The organism is Pelagibacterium sediminicola (assembly GCF_003390885.1).
Taxonomy (GTDB): domain Bacteria; phylum Pseudomonadota; class Alphaproteobacteria; order Rhizobiales; family Devosiaceae; genus Pelagibacterium; species Pelagibacterium sediminicola.
In genome coordinates, this window is record NZ_QMEL01000003.1 from 300,020 (window position 1) to 317,971 (window position 17,952).

17 protein-coding genes are annotated in these 17,952 nt (G+C 62.9%); 8 read left to right on the plus strand and 9 right to left on the minus strand.

The genetic code is table 11. From position 1 onward, the window contains the following. Positions 1–99: 99 nt before the first annotated feature. Positions 100–807 (minus strand): glutathione S-transferase N-terminal domain-containing protein, encoded by a 708-nt coding sequence (locus tag DQG18_RS07625; RefSeq protein WP_116653636.1) that lies wholly within the window; start codon positions 805–807, stop codon positions 100–102. An 82-nt stretch (positions 808–889) separates the two neighbouring features. After that, positions 890–1,333, minus strand: coding sequence for a glyoxalase superfamily protein (locus DQG18_RS07630; RefSeq protein WP_116653797.1), 444 nt, complete (start codon positions 1,331–1,333; stop codon positions 890–892). A 486-nt stretch (positions 1,334–1,819) separates the two neighbouring features. On the opposite strand from DQG18_RS07630, the gene DQG18_RS07635 reads away from it, so the two are divergent. Further along, the gene (locus DQG18_RS07635) at positions 1,820–2,593 is read left to right on the plus strand and encodes a sulfite exporter TauE/SafE family protein (RefSeq protein WP_245958401.1); all 774 of its coding nucleotides are present in this window, start codon (positions 1,820–1,822) and stop codon (positions 2,591–2,593) included. Here DQG18_RS07635 and DQG18_RS07640 read toward each other — a convergent pair. Continuing rightward, positions 2,558–3,592 carry a heparan-alpha-glucosaminide N-acetyltransferase gene (locus tag DQG18_RS07640; protein WP_116653637.1) on the minus strand — a complete coding sequence of 345 codons (1,035 nt, stop codon included), beginning with the start codon at positions 3,590–3,592 and terminating at the stop codon, positions 2,558–2,560. The genes DQG18_RS07635 and DQG18_RS07640 overlap by 36 nt on opposite strands. Positions 3,593–3,658: 66 nt before the next feature. Then, on the minus strand, positions 3,659–5,176 hold the full coding sequence (locus DQG18_RS07645; protein WP_245958402.1) for an MFS transporter: 1,518 nt from the start codon (positions 5,174–5,176) through the stop codon (positions 3,659–3,661). A gap of 80 nt (positions 5,177–5,256) precedes the next feature. On the opposite strand from DQG18_RS07645, the gene DQG18_RS07650 reads away from it, so the two are divergent. Continuing rightward, positions 5,257–5,868, plus strand: a complete 612-nt coding sequence (locus DQG18_RS07650; RefSeq protein WP_116653638.1) for a MarR family winged helix-turn-helix transcriptional regulator — start codon at positions 5,257–5,259, stop codon at positions 5,866–5,868. A gap of 256 nt (positions 5,869–6,124) precedes the next feature. Here the strand turns inward: DQG18_RS07650 and ndk are convergent, their stop codons facing one another. From ndk to DQG18_RS07665, 3 genes are all read right to left on the minus strand, one after another. Next, positions 6,125–6,547, minus strand: coding sequence for a nucleoside-diphosphate kinase (ndk, locus tag DQG18_RS07655; protein ID WP_116653639.1), 423 nt, complete (start codon positions 6,545–6,547; stop codon positions 6,125–6,127). 93 nt (positions 6,548–6,640) lie between these two features. After that, the gene (locus DQG18_RS07660; RefSeq protein WP_116653640.1) at positions 6,641–6,913 is read right to left on the minus strand and encodes a type II toxin-antitoxin system RelE/ParE family toxin; all 273 of its coding nucleotides are present in this window, start codon (positions 6,911–6,913) and stop codon (positions 6,641–6,643) included. Further along, a complete protein-coding gene (locus DQG18_RS07665) occupies positions 6,910–7,197 on the minus strand; it encodes a CopG family ribbon-helix-helix protein (RefSeq protein WP_116653641.1) in 288 nt (95 codons plus the stop codon). Before DQG18_RS07665 ends, DQG18_RS07660 begins: the two co-directional genes overlap by 4 nt. Positions 7,198–7,304: 107 nt before the next feature. Here DQG18_RS07665 and DQG18_RS07670 point away from each other — a divergent pair, with 107 nt between their 5' ends. Then, a complete protein-coding gene (locus tag DQG18_RS07670; protein WP_116653642.1) occupies positions 7,305–9,182 on the plus strand; it encodes an ABC-F family ATP-binding cassette domain-containing protein in 1,878 nt (625 codons plus the stop codon). 63 nt (positions 9,183–9,245) lie between these two features. Then, positions 9,246–10,100, plus strand: coding sequence for a DUF4344 domain-containing metallopeptidase (locus tag DQG18_RS07675; RefSeq protein WP_198669701.1), 855 nt, complete (start codon positions 9,246–9,248; stop codon positions 10,098–10,100). A gap of 4 nt (positions 10,101–10,104) precedes the next feature. On the opposite strand, the gene DQG18_RS07680 is transcribed toward DQG18_RS07675, so the two are convergent. After that, positions 10,105–10,554 (minus strand): DNA polymerase III subunit chi, encoded by a 450-nt coding sequence (locus DQG18_RS07680; protein ID WP_116653644.1) that lies wholly within the window; start codon positions 10,552–10,554, stop codon positions 10,105–10,107. Between the two features lie 179 nt (positions 10,555–10,733). Continuing rightward, on the minus strand, positions 10,734–12,227 hold the full coding sequence (locus DQG18_RS07685) for a leucyl aminopeptidase (protein WP_116653645.1): 1,494 nt from the start codon (positions 12,225–12,227) through the stop codon (positions 10,734–10,736). Positions 12,228–12,464: 237 nt separating this feature from the next. Here DQG18_RS07685 and DQG18_RS07690 point away from each other — a divergent pair, with 237 nt between their 5' ends. The 4 genes from DQG18_RS07690 to DQG18_RS07705 all read left to right on the plus strand — a co-directional run bounded on the left by DQG18_RS07690 (position 12,465) and on the right by DQG18_RS07705 (position 17,951). Further along, on the plus strand, positions 12,465–13,556 hold the full coding sequence (locus DQG18_RS07690) for an LptF/LptG family permease (protein WP_116653646.1): 1,092 nt from the start codon (positions 12,465–12,467) through the stop codon (positions 13,554–13,556). After that, on the plus strand, positions 13,553–14,632 hold the full coding sequence (locus tag DQG18_RS07695) for an LptF/LptG family permease (RefSeq protein WP_116653647.1): 1,080 nt from the start codon (positions 13,553–13,555) through the stop codon (positions 14,630–14,632). The genes DQG18_RS07690 and DQG18_RS07695 overlap by 4 nt, the downstream gene beginning before the upstream one ends. Further along, complete coding sequence (locus DQG18_RS07700) at positions 14,629–16,941, plus strand: LPS-assembly protein LptD (protein ID WP_116653648.1); 2,313 nt, start codon at positions 14,629–14,631, stop codon at positions 16,939–16,941. Before DQG18_RS07695 ends, DQG18_RS07700 begins: the two co-directional genes overlap by 4 nt. A gap of 89 nt (positions 16,942–17,030) precedes the next feature. Then, positions 17,031–17,951 carry a peptidylprolyl isomerase gene (locus tag DQG18_RS07705; RefSeq protein WP_116653649.1) on the plus strand — a complete coding sequence of 307 codons (921 nt, stop codon included), beginning with the start codon at positions 17,031–17,033 and terminating at the stop codon, positions 17,949–17,951. Position 17,952 lies beyond the last annotated feature (1 nt).

A 17,952-nucleotide genomic window follows, 5' to 3' on the forward strand; every position in this document is an offset into this window, starting at 1 on the left:
CCTCGCTCTTCCGGTGATAACCGAAATCCAGAACGAAGTGTACACTTTCGCCGGAGAAGCGGGAGAGGGATTGCCGATTCCATTAAAGCCAGACCGGCTTTAGCGCGCCCGCTGGTTGAACAGGACGTTCTGGGCGCCCTTGTCGTCCGCAAGGTCCATCTTCTGATCCTCGGGCAGCGCCAACGCCAGCCCACGCTCGACGGCGGGGCGTGCCTTGAGGCGGTCCTGCCAGGCGGCGATGTTGGGGAACTCCTTGAGATCTATCCCCTGCCGCTCCCAGCCCAGCGACCAGCTCAGCGAGGCAATGTCGGCAATGGAATATTCGCCCGCAATATAGTCCCGGCCTTCTAGCTGCCTGTTGAGCACGCCGTAGAGCCGGTGCGTCTCGTTGCGGTAGCGCTCGATGGCGTAGGGAATCTTTTCAGGCGCGTAGAGCGCGAAATGATGGTTCTGGCCGAGCATCGGCCCAAAGCCGCCCATCTGCCAGAACAGCCATTCGTCCACCGCGACCCGCGCGCGGGCGTCTTCGGGATAGAAACGGTCGAACTTTTCGGCGAGATATTTGAGGATCGCACCGGACTCGAAGACCGAGATCGGTTGGCCGCCGGGACCTTCGGGATCGACGATCGCGGGAATTTTGTTGTTGGGCGAAACGGCGAGGAATTCAGGCTTGAACTGATCGCCCTTGCCAATATGGATCGGATGGACCGCATAGGGCACGCCCAGCTCCTCAAGCATGATCGAAACCTTGTGCCCGTTGGGGGTCGGGAAATAGTAAAGGTCGATAGGCTTGGTCTGTTGGGCCATGATGTCCTCGCGGGAAGATTGGGAAGGGGGGTACACTTCATCGTAAATTGACGATAAAGGCAACCCCCCAACCTGGCGTGGCCTAGCCGGCGGCGGCCATTACCATATGCGGCGCGCCGTCACTGGTCTTGCTCGGGGAGACGCCTTCCCGGTTCACCGTCGCCACCACCCGGTGGCGAAAGGCCGAAAAGCTCTCGAACGCGACCACGTCCACCGGCTCGTCGAACTGCACGGTAATCCTGAAAAGATTGCCGCCGCCCATGGCCGCGACCGCCATGATCACCCCGGTAAAGGGCTGTTTGAGATAGGTACCCTTCACCGCCTGGCCCACCGCGAAAGCGGGCGCGCGCGTTGCGGGAAGCACGGCGCTGGCCGTGTTCCAGTCACGAAAGCCGTGAAAGCGCGCGACCATTTCGAGCGCCTGGGAGTTGGTTACGGGATGGCCTGCCTGAGCCTGTTCGGCACGCCAGGAGCGCGCCTCGGCCTTGAGGTCGGACGTCGTCAGAAAGGATGCAGAGTTGCGCATCGTCTTCTCCTTGGCGGTCATCGATCCTGGGGGTCCGCATTGCCAGGCACCGCCCAAAAGGGAAACGATGTCGAGCTTTGTTGCACGCCGGCACGGGTTCGACGTGGAAGCCTTCACCACAGGAGCCCAAGGCTCCACGCGGACGGCTGGCGCTTCAACCGAGGCGAGAGATAGGCGCGCGATCGCCAAACGTCAAGGCGCGGCGTTTCCACCCTCAGGGCGATCGCATATGCTTCGGCTTTCGCCGGATCCCCCTCCCAACCTCCCCTACAAGGGGGGAGGTGCTGGCCTTGTGCGTAGAAAAGTTCCCAAGAAAAGGAAGCACCCTCCCCTTGATGGGGAGGCTTGGGGAGGGGTGAAGCCACAAGCGCAGATTCATATGCGATGGCCCTGTTTCCACCCTGCGCAAAGCGCGCATATTTGGCTTTGCATTGAGCCTCAAAGCCGGTCAGGTTCTGCCAGCCGCACACCTGCGGCGGGATAGGGATGGACGAATTGACGCTTTTGATGCTGTTTGCCGCCGGGCTTGTCGGCGGAATGATCAATTCACTCGCCGGCGGGGGCTCGTTCATCATGTTCCCTGCCCTGCTCCTTGCCGGCGTTCCGCCGGTGCTCGCCAACGCGTCCAACACCTATGCCTGCCTGCCGGGCTATGTCAGCGGCGCCCTCGGCTATTGGCGGCAGATCGCCGCCCACAAGGATAAGCTGGTCCTTTTTTGCATCGTGGGCCTTGCCGGTGGTTATCTCGGAGCTGAATTGCTGATGCGGGTCACCGACGCGCAGTTCTCGGTCATCATCCCGTGGCTGATGCTGTTTGCCGTCGTCATCTACATTTTCGGGGCACGGATAAACCGGTTTCTTGCCGCCCGGTCGCGGGGCGGCAGGGGCGCACGGACCGCTGGTGCCATCAGTCTGGCGCTTTTGCTGCTCGTCGTCAGTTTTTACGGTGGCTTTTTCAATGCCGGGCTCGGGATTATCCTCCTCGCCTACCTCGCGCTGGCGGGATTGAACGATGTCCACGAGATGAACGGGCTCAAACTGCTCATGTCGGCCGTGGTGTCGGTCGTTGCGGTCATCCGCTTTGCGGCAACCGGCTCCATCGCCTGGGTCGAGGGATCCGCCGCGCTGGCCGGCGCCGTGGTCGGCGGCTTTGGCGCCGCCTATTTCGCCACTCTCATTCCGGCAAAATTCATTCGCGGTTTCGTCATCGTCTATGGCGCGGGCCTAACGGTCTGGTTCTTCCTCGTCACCTATGGCTGACCCCGGCGCGGGTAGGCTTTCCTCGATCACGCGGATGGCGCACTGGTCGACAAGCGTCTGCAGCAACGCCTCCTCGCTCTCGGAGCGCACCGGCTTTTCGAGCATCGCCCAGAGATCGCGGGTAGCAACTTCCTCGAGCGCGCAGGCGCAGTATCGGGTGCAATAGCCCGCCTCGCCGCCGCTGTCCGCACAGCTCGCCTGGCAACTGAACTCGAAAGCTTGCGTCTGGTTCTGCTCGGTGACGACACCGCCACCCGTCAGGAGCATCAATCCGCCAAGCATGACCGGCTGGTGGACGAGATAGATGACGAGGCTCCAGCGCCCCAGCCAGACGAGCACCGGCCCCGGCAGGCCCGCCGTGCCGATACCGGCCAGCCCCGCCAACAGCCGCGTGCCCTTGACCGCACGCATGGTGGCGATACCCGCCAGCGTTACCCCGAACCACGGCAGCACGGGCACCAGATCCTCGCTGGGCGGGGGCACATCCCATAGGCCGATCCATGAGAGGAGCCGTATCGAAAAGACATCGCTCTTAAAAAACAGCGGCAACACGAGGATGATTAGCGCGCACAGCCCCGTCACAGCGACGGGCAGGCGCAGGAAGGCCAGCCCCATCAGCCCGAACAGAGCGATAGCGTGCAGGATGCCGAAATAGACGAAGGTTTCGGACGAAAAGAACCACGTTCCAGCCGTCACCAACAGTGCCGCGCCGCCGATCAGCAGAAATCGCCGCCAGAAAGGACGCCAGCGGATGCCTTCGCCATGGGCGAGTACCAGCGAAACCCCGGTCAGGAACAAGAAGCTCGAAACGATGGGGCGCTGGAACGCGATCCAGCCCGCCTCGCGCGTCACATCGAACGTTACGAGGCCGACAAAGCCCAGATCCCACGCGAAATGATAGACGATCATGGCAAGAATCGCGACGCCGCGCGCCATGTCGATCACGGCGAGCCTCTTGCGCGCGGGCGGCACGGCCCCGGCGGTCATGTCGGCAGCCATGTATCGATCCCCTGCTCTCTTCGATTACCGGCTATTGTAAGGCGACAGCCCTATCCTGTCAGTGCCTTATTCGGCTGCGGCGGGTTCAGGCGCCCGCCTGTCGGTCAGAGGTACTTCGACCAGCAGCCAGCCGAGCAGCGAAGCCAGCACCGCCGCGATCGCCCCAACCCAGAAAATGGGGTGGAGCGCGGCGGCATAGGCTTCGAGCATGGCGAGCCTTCCGTCTGGCGACAGTGCGGCAAGGACCTCAGTCGCATAAGCGGCGGTGCCTTCAGGATAGCCGATCGCCGCCGTTTCCGCGGCAAGCCGGTTGGCAAACAGCGCGCCGAGCGCGGCGACCCCGAGCGAACCGCCGATCTGGCGGAACATCTGCACGCTGGCCGTGCCCACTCCCAGCACCGATGGCGGCACCGCGTTCTGGACGGCGGTGACGCCCACGCTCATCACCGGCCCGATGCCGATGCCCACCAGCAGCGCATAGAGCACCACCAGCGCAAAAGGCGTATCGGTGCCCAGCGTCGTCAGCAGCACCATGCCCAAGGCCAGGATGGCTGTCGAAAGGATCGGCTGGAGCTTGTAGCGCCCCGTCCGGGAAATGAGGATACCGGACAATGTCGATGCGCTGATGATCCCCAGCATCATGGGCAGCAGCGCCAGCCCCGCCGCCGTCGGGGTAAAGCCCTGAACGATCAGCAGGTAGGAAGGGAGATAGGTGATGGTGCCGAACATCGCCGTGCCCACGACGAAGCCCACAGCGTTGCTGACGAGAAAGGCGTTGTTGCGAAAAAGGAACATCGGCAGGATCGGCTCCGCGGCCCGGTGTTCGGCGATGATGAAGGCGGCCAGCGCGACCGTTCCGATCACCGGCAGCAGCAGCGCCTCGGGGGCGAGCCAGGGAATCACGGTGCCGCCAATGCTGGCATAGATGACGAAGGCGGAAAGTGCCGTCGTCAGAAGTGTCGCCCCGACATAGTCGACCTTGCGCCTGGTGCCCCCCACCGGGCTCTTGAAGACCATGGAAATTACCGTGAAGGCGAGGATGCCAATGGGAACATTGACGAGGAAAAGCCAGCGCCAGGAGAGTGCTTCGACGATCACACCACCGATCAGCGGGCCCACGACGGTGGAAACGCCGAAGGCCGCGCCGATGAAGCCCTGCGCCTTGCCGCGCTCGCGCGGCGGGAGCACATCGCCGATGGCGGCCATCGCGGTCACGATCAGTCCGCCTCCCCCCAACCCCTGAATAAAGCGGCAAAGGACGAGTAGCGGCAGGTTCGGAGCAATCGCCGCAAGCAGCGATCCGGCAAGGAAGATACCGATCCCGATCTGCAGGATCAGCTTACGCCCATACATGTCGCCCAGCTTGCCGAACAGGGGCGAGGCAACCGTGGCGGCGAGCAGATAGGACGTGAAGGCCCACGAGATATGTTCGATGCCGCCCAGATCGCTCACAATGATCGGCAGGGCCGTGGTAATGATGGTCTGGCCGAGCGACGCGAGCAGGAAGGTGGCCATCACCGCGCCCATCACGAGTTTGACGTTGGCGGGCTGCTGGCTTTGCGTGGCGGCGGTATTGGCTGACAAAATGGAACTCCCGGGGCGAACGAGGTTGATATATCTGCCTTGCGCATTTACATGTCAATAGCATGTAATTTGAGGGCATCATGGAACCCAAGTCCGATCATCTCGAAGCCGTCCTGGGGCGCATCGGCGCCAATCCGCAAGTGGTGGACGCCGTGATGCGGCTCGATGCCGTGACCCAGCACTGGCGGCGCCAGATGTCCAAGCGCGCGCTTGGCCGCCGCGCGGTCGAAAAGCTCGGTCTGCCGATCGAGCAGAGCCAACTCGACGTACTCTTTGCCATCGCTTCGCCCCCTCACGAAACCGGCGCAGACGGCGAGAACACGGTAGGGACCATCGCTGAACGCCTTTTGATCGACCCGTCCCGGGCAAGCCGGATCGTCTCGGACATGGTCAACGCCGGATATGCCCGGCGCGCGGTTTCCCAGGCCGACGCCCGGCGCACCATCGTCGAATTGACCGACAAGGGCCGAGCGGTCACCGATGCGGTGCGGTCCTATAAATGGCTGATGATGGCGGACTATTTTTCAGGCTGGTCCGAGGACGACCTTGCCGCCTTCGTTCCCCTGCTCGAACGCTATAGCGACTGGTTCAGGGACGTTGCCGCCAGCGAGGAGCGCCTGGCTCGTGAAATTTCGGCCATCGCCGAAAGCGCGGCGGCGGCGGAAAAGCCGGACGAGGTCCGGAGCGCATAAAAAAGGCCGCCCTTTCCGGACGGCCCTTAGAGCAGGTCAGTATTTGACGGAATCGTCGAGGTTCCCGCGATTGCGGCGGGTTCGGTCCGGACCCCGGGAATGAATCCCGGGGTGACGGGCGGAATAGGGCAGGTATCGGCCAAAGCCACCAATGTCATTCCGGGACTCGTTCCCGGCATCCAGGGCGATCATTCCGCAATTACCGGAGTCTGCGCTTCCATCAAACCTGAAACGATCTAAGCGATTGTACGGGCAATCAGCCGACGATTTCTTCGTCCTTGAAAAAGAACCTGATCTCTTCGGCTGCCGTTTCCGGCGCGTCCGAGCCGTGGACCGAATTCTCGCCGACCGAAAGCGCGAACTCCTTGCGGATGGTGCCGGGGGCAGCGTCCGCCGGGTTCGTCGCGCCCATCACTTCGCGGTTCTTGGCAATGGCGTCCTCGCCTTCGAGCACCTGCACGACGACCGGCTCGGAAATCATGAAATCGACCAGTTCGCCAAAGAAGGGGCGTTCCTTGTGCACGCCGTAAAAGGCCTCGGCCTGCTCGCGGGTCATGCGGATGCGCTTGGAAGCGACGATGCGCAGCCCGGCGTCCTCGAACTTGGCAATGATCTTGCCGGTGAGGTTCCGCTTGGTGGCGTCCGGCTTGATGATCGAAAAGGTACGCTGAATGGCCATCTGGTCTGTGGTCCCTGAAAGATAAAGGAAGAAATGGAAAAGGTGGCGCCTTTTAACGTCACTGCATGGCGGTGGCAAGACGGGGCGGCTGGCCTACGGCCAACGCCGGGCGGCGTGGAGGATAGTCAGAATCGTAACGGTTTGGGCGTCGGCAACGTATATGAGAATATATTGGGGATGCACCACGAGTTCCCGTGTTCCCGGCTTACGGCCCAAGCGTCCTCTATGCGGATGAACCGAGAGAGCTTTTTCGGCTCTCCCAAACTTTGCATCAAGCTTTACCGCCGCCTGCCTGTCGTCTTCGGCAATGGTCCGCGCTATTCGCTCACGGTCTCTTCGAGCGGTAGCAGTCCATATTACCCTCACACCTTTATATCCTCACGGGAGAGCAGTTCCTCGCGGAGTTTCCTGAAATATTCCTCCGTTTCCTCTGCTGTATAAACTCGCCCTGCGTCGGCATCATCCAGCCCCTGCTGAACCTTCGCCTTGAACCAAGCGTCGTACTCCGCCTCGTCCTGCTGCTTTGCGATTGTCTCCCGTATGAAGTCACGCAGAAGCTGGGCGCCCGTGCGGTCCTTGGATTTGGCGATCTCGGCGAACTTCTTTTTCAGGTCTTCATCGACGCGGAAGGTAAAAGTGGTTTCGGACATGTGTTCTCTCCTGGGTACGCTGTAGGTAGATTGTAACACATCGATATGAATTCCGCTAACAGCAAGGGCTTGCGCTCGGCGCGGACGCGCCATAGGTAGCGGCTATCATGCTCACGATTTCCAACCTTCATTACAAAATCCAGGGCCGCTCCCTTTTCGACGGGGCATCGGTCACGCTGCCGACCGGCGCCAAAACCGGGTTTGTGGGCAAGAACGGGTCGGGCAAGACGACGCTGTTCCAGTTGATCCAGGGTTTTCTTTCCCCCGAGCAGGGCTCGATCGAAATGGCCCGGCGCGCCCGCATCGGCGCGGTCGCGCAGGAAGCGCCGGCCAGTGCGATGAGCGTGCTCGACATGGTGCTGTCGGCCGACCGGGAGCGCTCCGCACTCCTCGCGGAAGCCGAGACAGCCGAAGATCCTCACCGGATCGCGGAAATCCATACCCGTCTCGCCGATATCGATGCCCATACGGCTGAAGGGCGCGCAAGCTCCATCCTCAAGGGGCTGGGCTTCGGCCTCGATCGCCAGAACGGCCCCTGCTCGGAGCTTTCCGGCGGCTGGCGGATGCGTGTGGCGCTTGCAGGCGTGCTGTTCTCGCAGCCCGATCTCCTGCTGCTCGACGAACCGACCAACTATCTCGACCTCGAAGGGACCCTGTGGCTCGAAAAATATCTGGCCACCTATCCCTATACGGTGTTCATGATCTCGCACGACCGCGACCTGCTCAACAAGGCCGTGGATTCCATTATCCATCTCGAGCGGGGCAAGCTGACCTTCTACCGGGGCGCCTACGACACGTTCGAGGAAACGCGCCGCATGCAGATGGAGTTGCAGAACAAGGCGCGCGAAAAGACGCTTGCCCAGATCGAGCACATGCAGAAATTCGTGGACCGGTTCCGCGCCAAGGCGACCAAGGCCAAGCAGGCCCAGAGCCGCGTGAAGGCGATCGCCAAACTGCGTCCGCCCGAAGCCCTGTTCGATGAACATTCGGCCCCCTTCTCCTTCGCGCAGCCCAAAAAGGCGCCTGCCTCGCCGATGATCACCTTCGATGACGTCTCGGTCGGCTATGGCGATACCCCCGTCCTCAAGCGGATCACCAACCGGATCGATCCCGACGACCGGATCGCGCTGATCGGCATCAACGGGAACGGCAAGTCGACCTTCGCCAAGCTGATCGCGGGCGAGTTGAAGTCCATGGACGGCAAGCTGCAGCGCGCGAAAACCCTCGAAGTCGCCTATTTTGCCCAGCACCAGCTCGACAAGCTCAAGCCAGAGCAGACGCCCTACGAACACATCATCGACCTGATGCCGCTCGAAAGCGAGGCCAGAAGACGGTCGCGCATCGCGCAGATGGGGCTGTCGACCTCGCGTATGGACACACGGGCAAAAGACCTTTCCGGCGGCGAGCGGGCGCGGCTTCTGATGGGACTCATCACCTTCCACGGCCCCGGCATGCTGATCCTTGACGAACCCACCAACCATCTGGACATCGACAGCCGCGACGCGCTGGTCCACGCCCTCAACGACTACAAGGGCGCCGTCCTCATCATCAGCCACGACCGGCATCTTGTGGAGGCGACCTGCGATACGCTCTGGATCGCGGAAAACGGCACGATCAGCGTTTTCGATGACGATCTGGATGGCTATCAGCGCTCGCTCACCGGCGGTTCGGGCGGCAGCAATGCTGGCGGCAACGGCGTTTCGGCTTCCGACCGCAAGAAGGAGCGGCAGGAAGCTGCCGCGCGGCGCGCCGAATTGGCGCCCTTGCGCAAGGAAATCAAGAATCTCGAACAAAAACTTGACTGGAAGCGCAAGGACCTCGCCAAGCTCGATGCCCGCCTCGCCGACCCTGAAATCTATACCGGAGAGCCGGACAAGGCCATACAGTTAGGGATCGACAAAGCCCGGATCGAGGACGAGATCGGCGCGCTTGAAGATACCTGGCTGGAAAAGAGCGCCGCGCTCGAAGAGGCGGCGGGCAATTGACGACGGCGGCGCGGCACGCTTTGCTGCGCCCGTTTATGGGCATGGTCTGAGGGAGCGATGAAAATGCTGCGCAAAACCATCGTTTCGCTCACCATGCTCGCCATATCGGGAGCATCCGCCGTCGCCGCAGAGCTGACCAACGCCCAGCGCGATGCGGCCATCACCTTCACGCTCAACAACACAAGGCACACCCTTCTGCACGAGATCGGCCACATGTTCGTCGATCAGCTAGCCCTGCCGGTTCTGGGCAAGGAGGAGGATGCGGTCGACACCTTTGCCACGCTCGTCATGCTCGAGGAGAGCACGCCCGCCAGTATCGAAGGGCTCGTCGATACGATGGATGGTTGGGTCTATACGGACAGGCAGACGCCCCGGCGCGGCTATTCCAATTCCGATTTCTACGGCATGCACAGCCTCGACATCCAGCGCTCGTTTGCCATGGCCTGCCTGATGGTCGCCCATGACTATGACGGCTTCACCTGGCTGGCGACCCGCGTGGGCCTTCCGCACGACCGGCAGGAAACCTGCGTCGAGGATCTGCGCCTCGCCCGGAACGGCTGGCGCGATGTGCTGGCGCCGCATGTCCGCGACGACTATTCGCCCAATCGCAAGGTATCGGTGGTTTACCGCAACCATGACGAGACCTATGACGAGATCGTCGCCATCCTCAAGCAGAACCGGATTCTCGAAAACACGGCAGACTGGCTGCGCAAGTCCTACGTCCTGCCGCGCCCTGTCCGGCTGACCGCCGAGGAATGCGGGCAGGTCAACGCCTTTTACGATCCCTCCACCCGCGAAGTCATCCTCTGCTACGAATGGGCCGATTATTTCTTCGAGCTTTTCGTCAACGATGTCATGCCGGTACGAGAGCGTTTTGCCCTGATACGCGAACTCAAGCTCGAAAAGATGGAGCGCTGACCCGTCAGGCCTTCTTGGCCCAACGCCCGTTCCCGTCCTGCTGCCAATAGGTCAGCGTGTAGGTTTCCCTGAGCTCGCGCCAGATGCCCCGCGCTTCGGTCACCGCATCGGGGTCGTGGCCATTGAAGATATAGACCAGCCGCTCATAATCCTGTCCCGCCGAAGGCGTGGCGCGGTCGACATAAAAGCGCACATTGGCCGTGTTGGGATTGTTCTTCCCGTTGGCCAGGAGCACCGGCTGGATGGCGTCGTCTTCGCCGCCAGTGGCGACTGCGTGGGGCAGGAAGCTGTCGTCCGTATAAGTCCACAGCGCCGCATCGAGCACCTCGAGCCGCTCCGCCGACCCCACCTCGACCACCGCCGTCCATCCACGCTCGAGCGTCTTGTCGAGCAGCACCGGCAGCACGGCTTCGAGCGGCCGGGTTTCGAGGTGGTAGAAAAGGAGTTCTGTCATGGCGGTAGCCTCCTACCCAAACACTGACATCGCAGCCCCCTCACCCCCAACCCCTCTCCCACGAGGGGAGAGGGGGGCTCAAGAACCAAGGAGCCCCAATTCTCCTTCTCCCCTTGTGGGAGAAGGTGGCCGGAGCGAAGCGGAGGTCGGATGAGGGGCCAGCGATGTATCCGCCCACTCTACCCTTCGTAACAATCCCTCACCAGCCTGTCGAGCAAGGCCACCCCATAGCCCGTTCCCCACGACGTGTTGGTCTCCGAGTTCGGCGCGCCGAATGCCGTGCCGGCGATGTCGATATGCGCCCAGGGCACCTCGCCCACGAAATTGGCCAGAAACTGCGCCGCCGTGATCGAACCTCCCGGCCGGCCGCCGGAGTTCTTGAGGTCGGCGAACCGGCTTTCGATCAGCTTGGCGTAGGCCGGCGCCATGGGCATCCGCCAGCACTTTTCGCCCGAGGCGGACCCGGCGTCCATCAGGTTGTCGGCCAGCGCATCGTCGTTGGAAAAAACCGCTGCGAAATCATGGGCCAGCGCCACGACCACCGCGCCCGTGAGCGTTGCAAGATCGATGATCGCGGCGGGCTTGAAGCGCTCCTGCGTGTACCAGAGCGCATCGGCCAGAACCAGGCGCCCTTCCGCATCGGTCGAGATGATCTCGATGGTCTTGCCGTTCATCGCCGTCACGATGTCGCCGGGGCGGTAGGCCTTGCCGTCCGGCATGTTCTCGACCAGCCCGATGACGCCCACCGCATTGACCCCGGCGCTCCGCAAGGCAAGCGTCTTCATCAGCCCGATCACCGCCGCCGCACCGCCCATGTCGCCCTTCATGTCGTACATGGGGACAGCGGGCTTGATCGAAATCCCGCCCGTATCGAAAATCACGCCCTTGCCGACAAACGCCAGGGGGGCCGCGCCCTTTGCGCCGCCCTTCCACTGCATGACGACGAGACGCGCCGGACGTTCCGAGCCCTGCGCCACGGCCAGCAGCGCCTCCATGCCCAGTTTTTCCATTTCCGCCGGGGTCAGCACCTCGACCTCGACGCCGTGGTCGGAAAGCGAACTGGCGATCGCAGCGCATTCCACCGGACCGAGCACGTTGGGCGGCTCGTTGACGAGAGTGCGCGCCAATAGCGTTCCCTCGACCGCCGCCATGCGCCGGGTCATCGCCGCCTCGATGCCGCTATCATCTGCAACATGCACCGTCACCGTCAGGGTTTGAGGCTTGCCATTGGCTTTGGCCGCCGATTTATAGCGGTCGAAACCGTATTGGCGCAGGCGCACGCCCGCCAGCAATTCGGCGATGCCATCCGCCGTCTGGCCCGGCTCGTCGATCAGCACCGCCGCCTCGGACACGCCGAGGGAATCGAGCTTGGCCAGAAGCGATCCGCCCCGGTCGGACCACACGGTGCTGGCGTTCATGTCCTCGTCCTTGCCGCGCCCGAGAACCACCAGCCGGTCGCAGTCGAGGCCGGCGGGCGTGACGAGATCGATCATGTGGCCGGGCTTGCCCTCGAACCCCGTCGCCTCGGCGGTCCGTTTGAAATCGAGGCCGGTGCGCGACCAGATGGTTTCCGCAGCCCCCGACGGCCCGCCGCCCTCGGCGACATAAATGACGATGGCACCCGTGCGGGCGACCCGCTTTTGCGTGACGGCGACGTTCAAGGACTGGGTCATGAGGGAAGCGACTCGGGGGTATGGTCAGGGACAAATCGTTTCAAACATCGGCATCGCCCCGCGCAAGGTCAATCTCCCCTTTGTGAACGGGCGGCGTTTTTCCGCTCAATTTCCCGTTTCTTTCCCTCTGTTGCCTTCGGGCGCTACCGCCACTTTCCCCCATGGGGTAAAACGTTGAAATTGAATCGTATTGACGCATTGCGCGCTATCGCCCGCGTGGCGAAAGCGAAGGAAACTATGGATCGCCTCTCCCGCTACCTGTTGACCCAGTTTCTCGCGCAGGCGCTGACCATCTTTGCGGCGGGCGGCGTGCTGATCTGGCTGATGCAGCTCCTGCGGCTGTTCGATCTGGTTTCGGCCAAGGGACAGAACTTTTTCACCCTCATGGGCCAGAGCGCGCTGACGACACCCACCTTCGCGCGCTCCATCCTTTATGTGTGCTTTGCCATTGGCCTCGTACGCGGCCTGCGGGCGCTGCACCAGTCGCGCGAGTTGCACACCATCCATGCGGCCCAGCGCACCGGGGCGCTCTGGCGCGCCATCCTCGCCTTCACGCTGGTGGGCGCCGCCGCCGTAACGCTGGTCGCCAACTGGATCGAGCCGCACTCGCGGCGCGTCGCGGCCGACTGGTCCGCCGAGATCGCCGCCGACATCGTGGGGCGCGCGCTGGTTCCGGGCCGCTTTTCCGAGGTTGAGGCGGGGCTGGTCTTTTCCATCTCGGGGCGGCAGCCGGACGGCACGCTTGTCGACTTTTTCTTCGACGATTCCACCAATCCCGACACACGCCGCACCTATTTCGCCCAAACGGCAAGCGTCTTGCAGGATGAGGACGGCTACCAGCTCATCCTCAACGACGGCGCCATCCAGTATGAGAGCGGCGGGCGGCAGGGGTTGAGCCAGATCCGCTTCGTGCAGTACCATGTCAGTCTCGCCAGCCTCATCGAAGCGGGATCGCAAACGCGCGGGATCGATCAGGCCGACACCATCCGCCTTTTCCGCCAGCTTGCCGCCGGGGAACTGGACACTCCCCAGCCGACCATCGATGCGATCCACAGCCGCCTCGCCGATACCCTGCGTGCGCTCGCCCTTTGTGCGTTCGTTGCCGCGCTTTGCGCGTTCCCGGACGGCAAACGGGCGGCCAAACGCGTGCCGCTCGAACTGGTCGTGCTGCTGGTGGCTTTTGGAGAACAGGCCGTGAGCGCCTTCGCCGGTGGCGGGGCGAACCATTACACCGCCCCTGCCCTCATCCTTTTCGCCAGCCTCCTGCTCCTCTGGCGCAAGGCATCGCGGGCCGATTGGGGCCTTCACTTTTTGAGGCGCGCGCGATGAGCAGGATCGGGCGCCTTCTCTGCCGTCGTCTTGCCGCACGTATCGGGCTGGTCGTCGGCATTTTCTTCGGCATCATCCTGCTGGTCGAATTTCTCGACACGGGACGGTTCAACCAGACTGCCTCGCTGGCAGGCCCGTGGACGGCGACGGGGCTCGCATTCCTGAGTGCCCTGCGCTGGAGTCTGCTGGGGCTGCCGGTCACCGTGCTGATCGGATCGATCGTAGCGCTGATCGACCTTCAGACACACCGGGAAATGGTCATCATCAACGCTGCGGGCCATTCGATCTGGGCAGCGCTGCGCTGGCCGATCCTGATGACGCTGGTTTTCGGAACGCTCGTCACGACCGTGGTCGATGCCTACGCCATCCGCATCTATCAACAGCTCGACGCCGCCCAGATCGGATGGGGCCGCGCCTATGGCGTGCAGAATCGGGCGACGTGGTTCAATCAGGCTGGCGAAGACGGCAACTACATGCTCTTTGCGCGCAACGTCCTGCAAGGCGGGGAGGAATTGCGCAATATCTCTGTGTTCCGACTGCTCGATGACGGGGAGACCGGATCGCGCATCCACGCCGAGCGCGCGATCCTCGAGCCGGGCCGCTGGGTGCTGCACACTGGAACGGTGCTTGATGTCGACCGGGCACCCGAGCCCTTCGATATCCTCGCCCTTTCAACGACAGCCACCCCGTCCGAACTCAGCCTCAAGCTCGGCACCGCCGAGGACCTTTCGTGGTTCGGCCTTCGCAGCGCTCTTAGAACGGGCATTGCCGACCCCTTCGCGCGCGCGGCGGCGGAAACGCGGTTTCAGAAGCTCAACGCCATTCCCTTCGTTCTCGTAGGATCATTGCTGATTGCGTTTGCCTTTACCGCCGGTTATCGAAGAGCAGGGCATTATGGGTGGACAATTCTCTATGGTATCGCGTTAGGATTGATTGTGTTTCTGGTTATGGAGATGGCCGACCGGGCAGGTTCGGCCGGCGTTCTCGATCCTATAGCGGCAGCCTGGGGGCCGGCGGTCGGTGCCATCGGCATCGGGCTGACGATCATCCTCAGGCGTGAAGACGGGACGGTATGATGGGGGCATGGCCGCCCAGCAAAGGCGCACGACGCCTTGCGCGCACCCTTGTGTGCGCCACGGCGCTTGCCTTTGCGCCCACCCTTGCCGCCCATGCCCAGCAGATCATCCCGCCCGATTTCTTTTCGCGCATTCCCGCCGAGGTGCCTGGAAGGCTCTCGCTCGAAGCCGATACTATGGTGTTCGATCAGGCCGGCGATGCCGTGGTCGCGCAAGGCAATGTCGGCATCCGGTACGCCGGCATCAGCGTCACGGCCGACCGCGCGGTCTATTACCAGCGCTCGGGCAAGGTGGAACTGGTCGGCAATGTCGCCTTCATCGACGCGGAGGGGCTTGAATATGTGGCCGACCGCGTCGAGCTCGAAGACGGTTTCAAGCAGAGATTCCTTGAAAGCCTGACCGTTGCCTATCCCGACGGCACATGGGTGACTGCAGCCGAAACCCGGTTCTCCGAAGGCGTGGACCGCGTTTACGAGCAGGGCACCTATGCCCCATGCGGCGATTGCATCGACGCCAACGGCAATACGATCGGCTGGAAGGTGCGCGCCGCCCGCATCACCACCGATGAAATCGACCGCGTGGTCTATTACGAGCAGCCATCGCTCGAGCTTTTGGGCGTACCGGTGCTCTGGCTGCCATGGCTCGTCCTGCCCGCCGATGGCGATTTCGAGATGCCGGTCCTCAGCTATGACCAGAACTACGGCGTCGGGATGTCGTTTCCGTTCTTCCGCTATCAGGTGGCGGGCGGCACTGTCCTTCTGACCCCGACCCTGTTTTCAAAGCAGGGCGTGATGCTGGGCGCCGAATGGCGACAGCGCGTGGGCGACCTTCAATACAATGTGCGCGGGTCCGCGATCTATCAGCTCGACCCTTCCGTTTACAACGGCCTTGCGGATCGGGACTGGCGCGGATACGCGCAGACCACGGGCACATTCACACCGACCGATGAATGGACGCTGGGCTGGTCCTATACGGCCTTCACCGATCCGGGCTATCTCCCCGATTACCGGATCGCGACAGGCACGGTCCGCAACGAGATTTATGCGACCTATCTCAACGACGCGACCTTTGCCGATACGCGAATCCAGCAGTTCGTGCCGGTAGGCGATGCAGCTTCCACCTGGACGGCCACTAACCATCGGAACGCCGTGGAGCGGCAGGCGCTTACCCATCCCAATTCAAGGGTGGAGTACGTCGAGAATCTCGGCCCCGGCAATGGGCAGGTCGAATTCTCGGCCCGCCTTCTAGGCCTGACGCGCCTGCAGGATCATCGCTCAGCCACTTTCCGCGGCCAGCGCTATGTCCACGGATATGAGGGCCAGTCCGCCCACCTGATGATTCAGGCGGGATGGACAAACCAGTATGTCGTGCCGGGCGGCTTCGAGGTTTCGCCCTATCTGGGCGTCCGCGCGGAGGCTGCCGACTACGATGGAACAAGCACCCCCGCCGCGCAGACCCTTTTTTCCGCCACGCCCATCGCCGCCCTCGATATCCGTTATCCCCTGATGATGCGCACCGGCGGCACAACCACAGTCATCGAACCCATCGCGCAACTGGTCTATCGCGACGGCCCCGTGGTGCCGGGGATCACGAACGACGATTCCCAGAACGTTGTGCTCCACACCTCCAACCTCTTTTCCTTCAACCGGTTTTCCGGCGCCGACCGGCAGGAGACCGGCTTGAGGGGCAATGTCGGGCTGGCGCTCAATACAAGCTTTGACCATGGCGGGTGGCTTGCGGCGAGTATCGGCCAGACCCACCATCTTGCCGGACTCAATGGCTATACCGTTTCCGACGGGTCGACCGCCGGCATCGGCACGAGCCTCGACCGCGCCTCCTCCTATATCGTTGCCAGCCTCGAAGGTGGCATCGGGGCCTTGAGCGGCGGCGGCAGCGCCCAGTTCGATCCCGTCACGGGAACCATTCCCGCCGCCAACGCCCGCGCCTCGGTCTCTCACGAGGGCTATACCGTCTCGGGCACCTATGCCTGGGCGGACGTCAATCCGGCGCTGGGCATCACGCGCGAACGCCACGATGTCGGCGCCAACGTCACCCTTCCGGTTTCCGACTACTGGCGGATCAAGTTCGGCACCTCCTACGATCTCGTGGGCAATCAACTGCTGACAACCACCGGCGCGCTGGAGTATGACGATAAGTATCTGGCCTTTGGCGTCGGCACCCGTTTCAAGGGTCCGGTGGATGGCTGGTCGAACAATTTCAGGGTGGAGTTCCACCTGCGCCTGCGCGCGGCGGCCAACAGGGAAGTCGTCGGGCTGGGTTATAGCTGGGATCAGGAGAGCTTCCGCTAGTTTTCGGTGCCCGGCGGAAGCGGATTTTGGCCGCATTCTTGGTTAAGGACAGGCGCGATACATTCATTGGGCGCCCGGGAGTTTGAACTATGGTACGCGCATTTGCAGCACGGTTCGCAACGGCTTTTCTCGCGTTGGGCCTTCTTTTCGCGGCCACGGCGGCGCAGGCGCAGGCAGTGCGCGTCACCGTCAACGGCACGCCGATCACCGACCAGATGATCAACGAGCGCGCCCAGCTCCTGCGGATCGAGGGCCGGGGCGCGACCAATGCGGCCCGCTCCAGCGAAGCCACCAACGAATTGATCGAGGACACCATCAAGCTGGCCGAAGCCGGGCGCCTGGGCATCAACGTCTCTTCAAGCCAGATCGATGACGCGGTGTCGAGCATTGCGCGCAACATGAACGTGAGCGTCACCAACCTCACCCAGATCCTCACCCAGAACGGGGTCAACCCCCAGACGCTGCGCAACCGGCTCGAGGCGGCGGTGGCGTGGCAGGCTGTGGTGCAGACCGCGATCTCGCCGCGCATCCAGCTTTCCGAACTCGACCTCGACCTGCGCGCCGCCGAACAGGTGCGCGAGACTTCGAGCTTCGACTATATTCTCAAGGAAGTCCTGTTCGTCATCGCGCCCGGATCGGGCGCTTCCGCCTCGCGGCGCACCGCTGAGGCCAATCAGTATCGCAGCCGGTTTACCGGATGCGACACGGCGGTGGATCTGGTACTTCAGTTCAATGATGCCGCCGTGCGCGATCTTGGCCGCCGCCATGCCACCCAGTTGCCCGAGGCGATAGCCAACGAGCTGGCCCGCCTCAATGTCGGTCAGATTTCCAGCCCCCGGGTCGTCGAGACCGGCGTTTCGATGCTGGCGATCTGCGAAAAGGCCGAAGCGCGCGACCTCGCCTTCATCAAGGACGAGTTGCGCGAGGAACAGGGCACCGAGGCTCTCCAGGCCGAAGCGCAAGCCTATCTGACGCGGCTGCGCGAGCAGGCCGCGATCGTGCGCAGGTAGA

Coding starts and splice junctions, on each gene's coding strand:
- DQG18_RS07625 (WP_116653636.1), bottom strand. CDS start 807: ATGGCCCAACAGACCAAGCCTATCGACCTTTACTATTTCCCGACCCCC.
- DQG18_RS07630 (WP_116653797.1), bottom strand. CDS start 1,333: ATGCGCAACTCTGCATCCTTTCTGACGACGTCCGACCTCAAGGCCGAG.
- DQG18_RS07635 (WP_245958401.1), top strand. CDS start 1,820: ATGGACGAATTGACGCTTTTGATGCTGTTTGCCGCCGGGCTTGTCGGC.
- DQG18_RS07640 (WP_116653637.1), bottom strand. CDS start 3,592: ATGGCTGCCGACATGACCGCCGGGGCCGTGCCGCCCGCGCGCAAGAGG.
- DQG18_RS07650 (WP_116653638.1), top strand. CDS start 5,257: ATGGAACCCAAGTCCGATCATCTCGAAGCCGTCCTGGGGCGCATCGGC.
- ndk (WP_116653639.1), bottom strand. CDS start 6,547: ATGGCCATTCAGCGTACCTTTTCGATCATCAAGCCGGACGCCACCAAG.
- DQG18_RS07665 (WP_116653641.1), bottom strand. CDS start 7,197: ATGTCCGAAACCACTTTTACCTTCCGCGTCGATGAAGACCTGAAAAAG.
- DQG18_RS07670 (WP_116653642.1), top strand. CDS start 7,305: ATGCTCACGATTTCCAACCTTCATTACAAAATCCAGGGCCGCTCCCTT.
- DQG18_RS07675 (WP_198669701.1), top strand. CDS start 9,246: ATGCTGCGCAAAACCATCGTTTCGCTCACCATGCTCGCCATATCGGGA.
- DQG18_RS07680 (WP_116653644.1), bottom strand. CDS start 10,554: ATGACAGAACTCCTTTTCTACCACCTCGAAACCCGGCCGCTCGAAGCC.
- DQG18_RS07685 (WP_116653645.1), bottom strand. CDS start 12,227: ATGACCCAGTCCTTGAACGTCGCCGTCACGCAAAAGCGGGTCGCCCGC.
- DQG18_RS07690 (WP_116653646.1), top strand. CDS start 12,465: ATGGATCGCCTCTCCCGCTACCTGTTGACCCAGTTTCTCGCGCAGGCG.
- DQG18_RS07695 (WP_116653647.1), top strand. CDS start 13,553: ATGAGCAGGATCGGGCGCCTTCTCTGCCGTCGTCTTGCCGCACGTATC.
- DQG18_RS07700 (WP_116653648.1), top strand. CDS start 14,629: ATGATGGGGGCATGGCCGCCCAGCAAAGGCGCACGACGCCTTGCGCGC.
- DQG18_RS07705 (WP_116653649.1), top strand. CDS start 17,031: ATGGTACGCGCATTTGCAGCACGGTTCGCAACGGCTTTTCTCGCGTTG.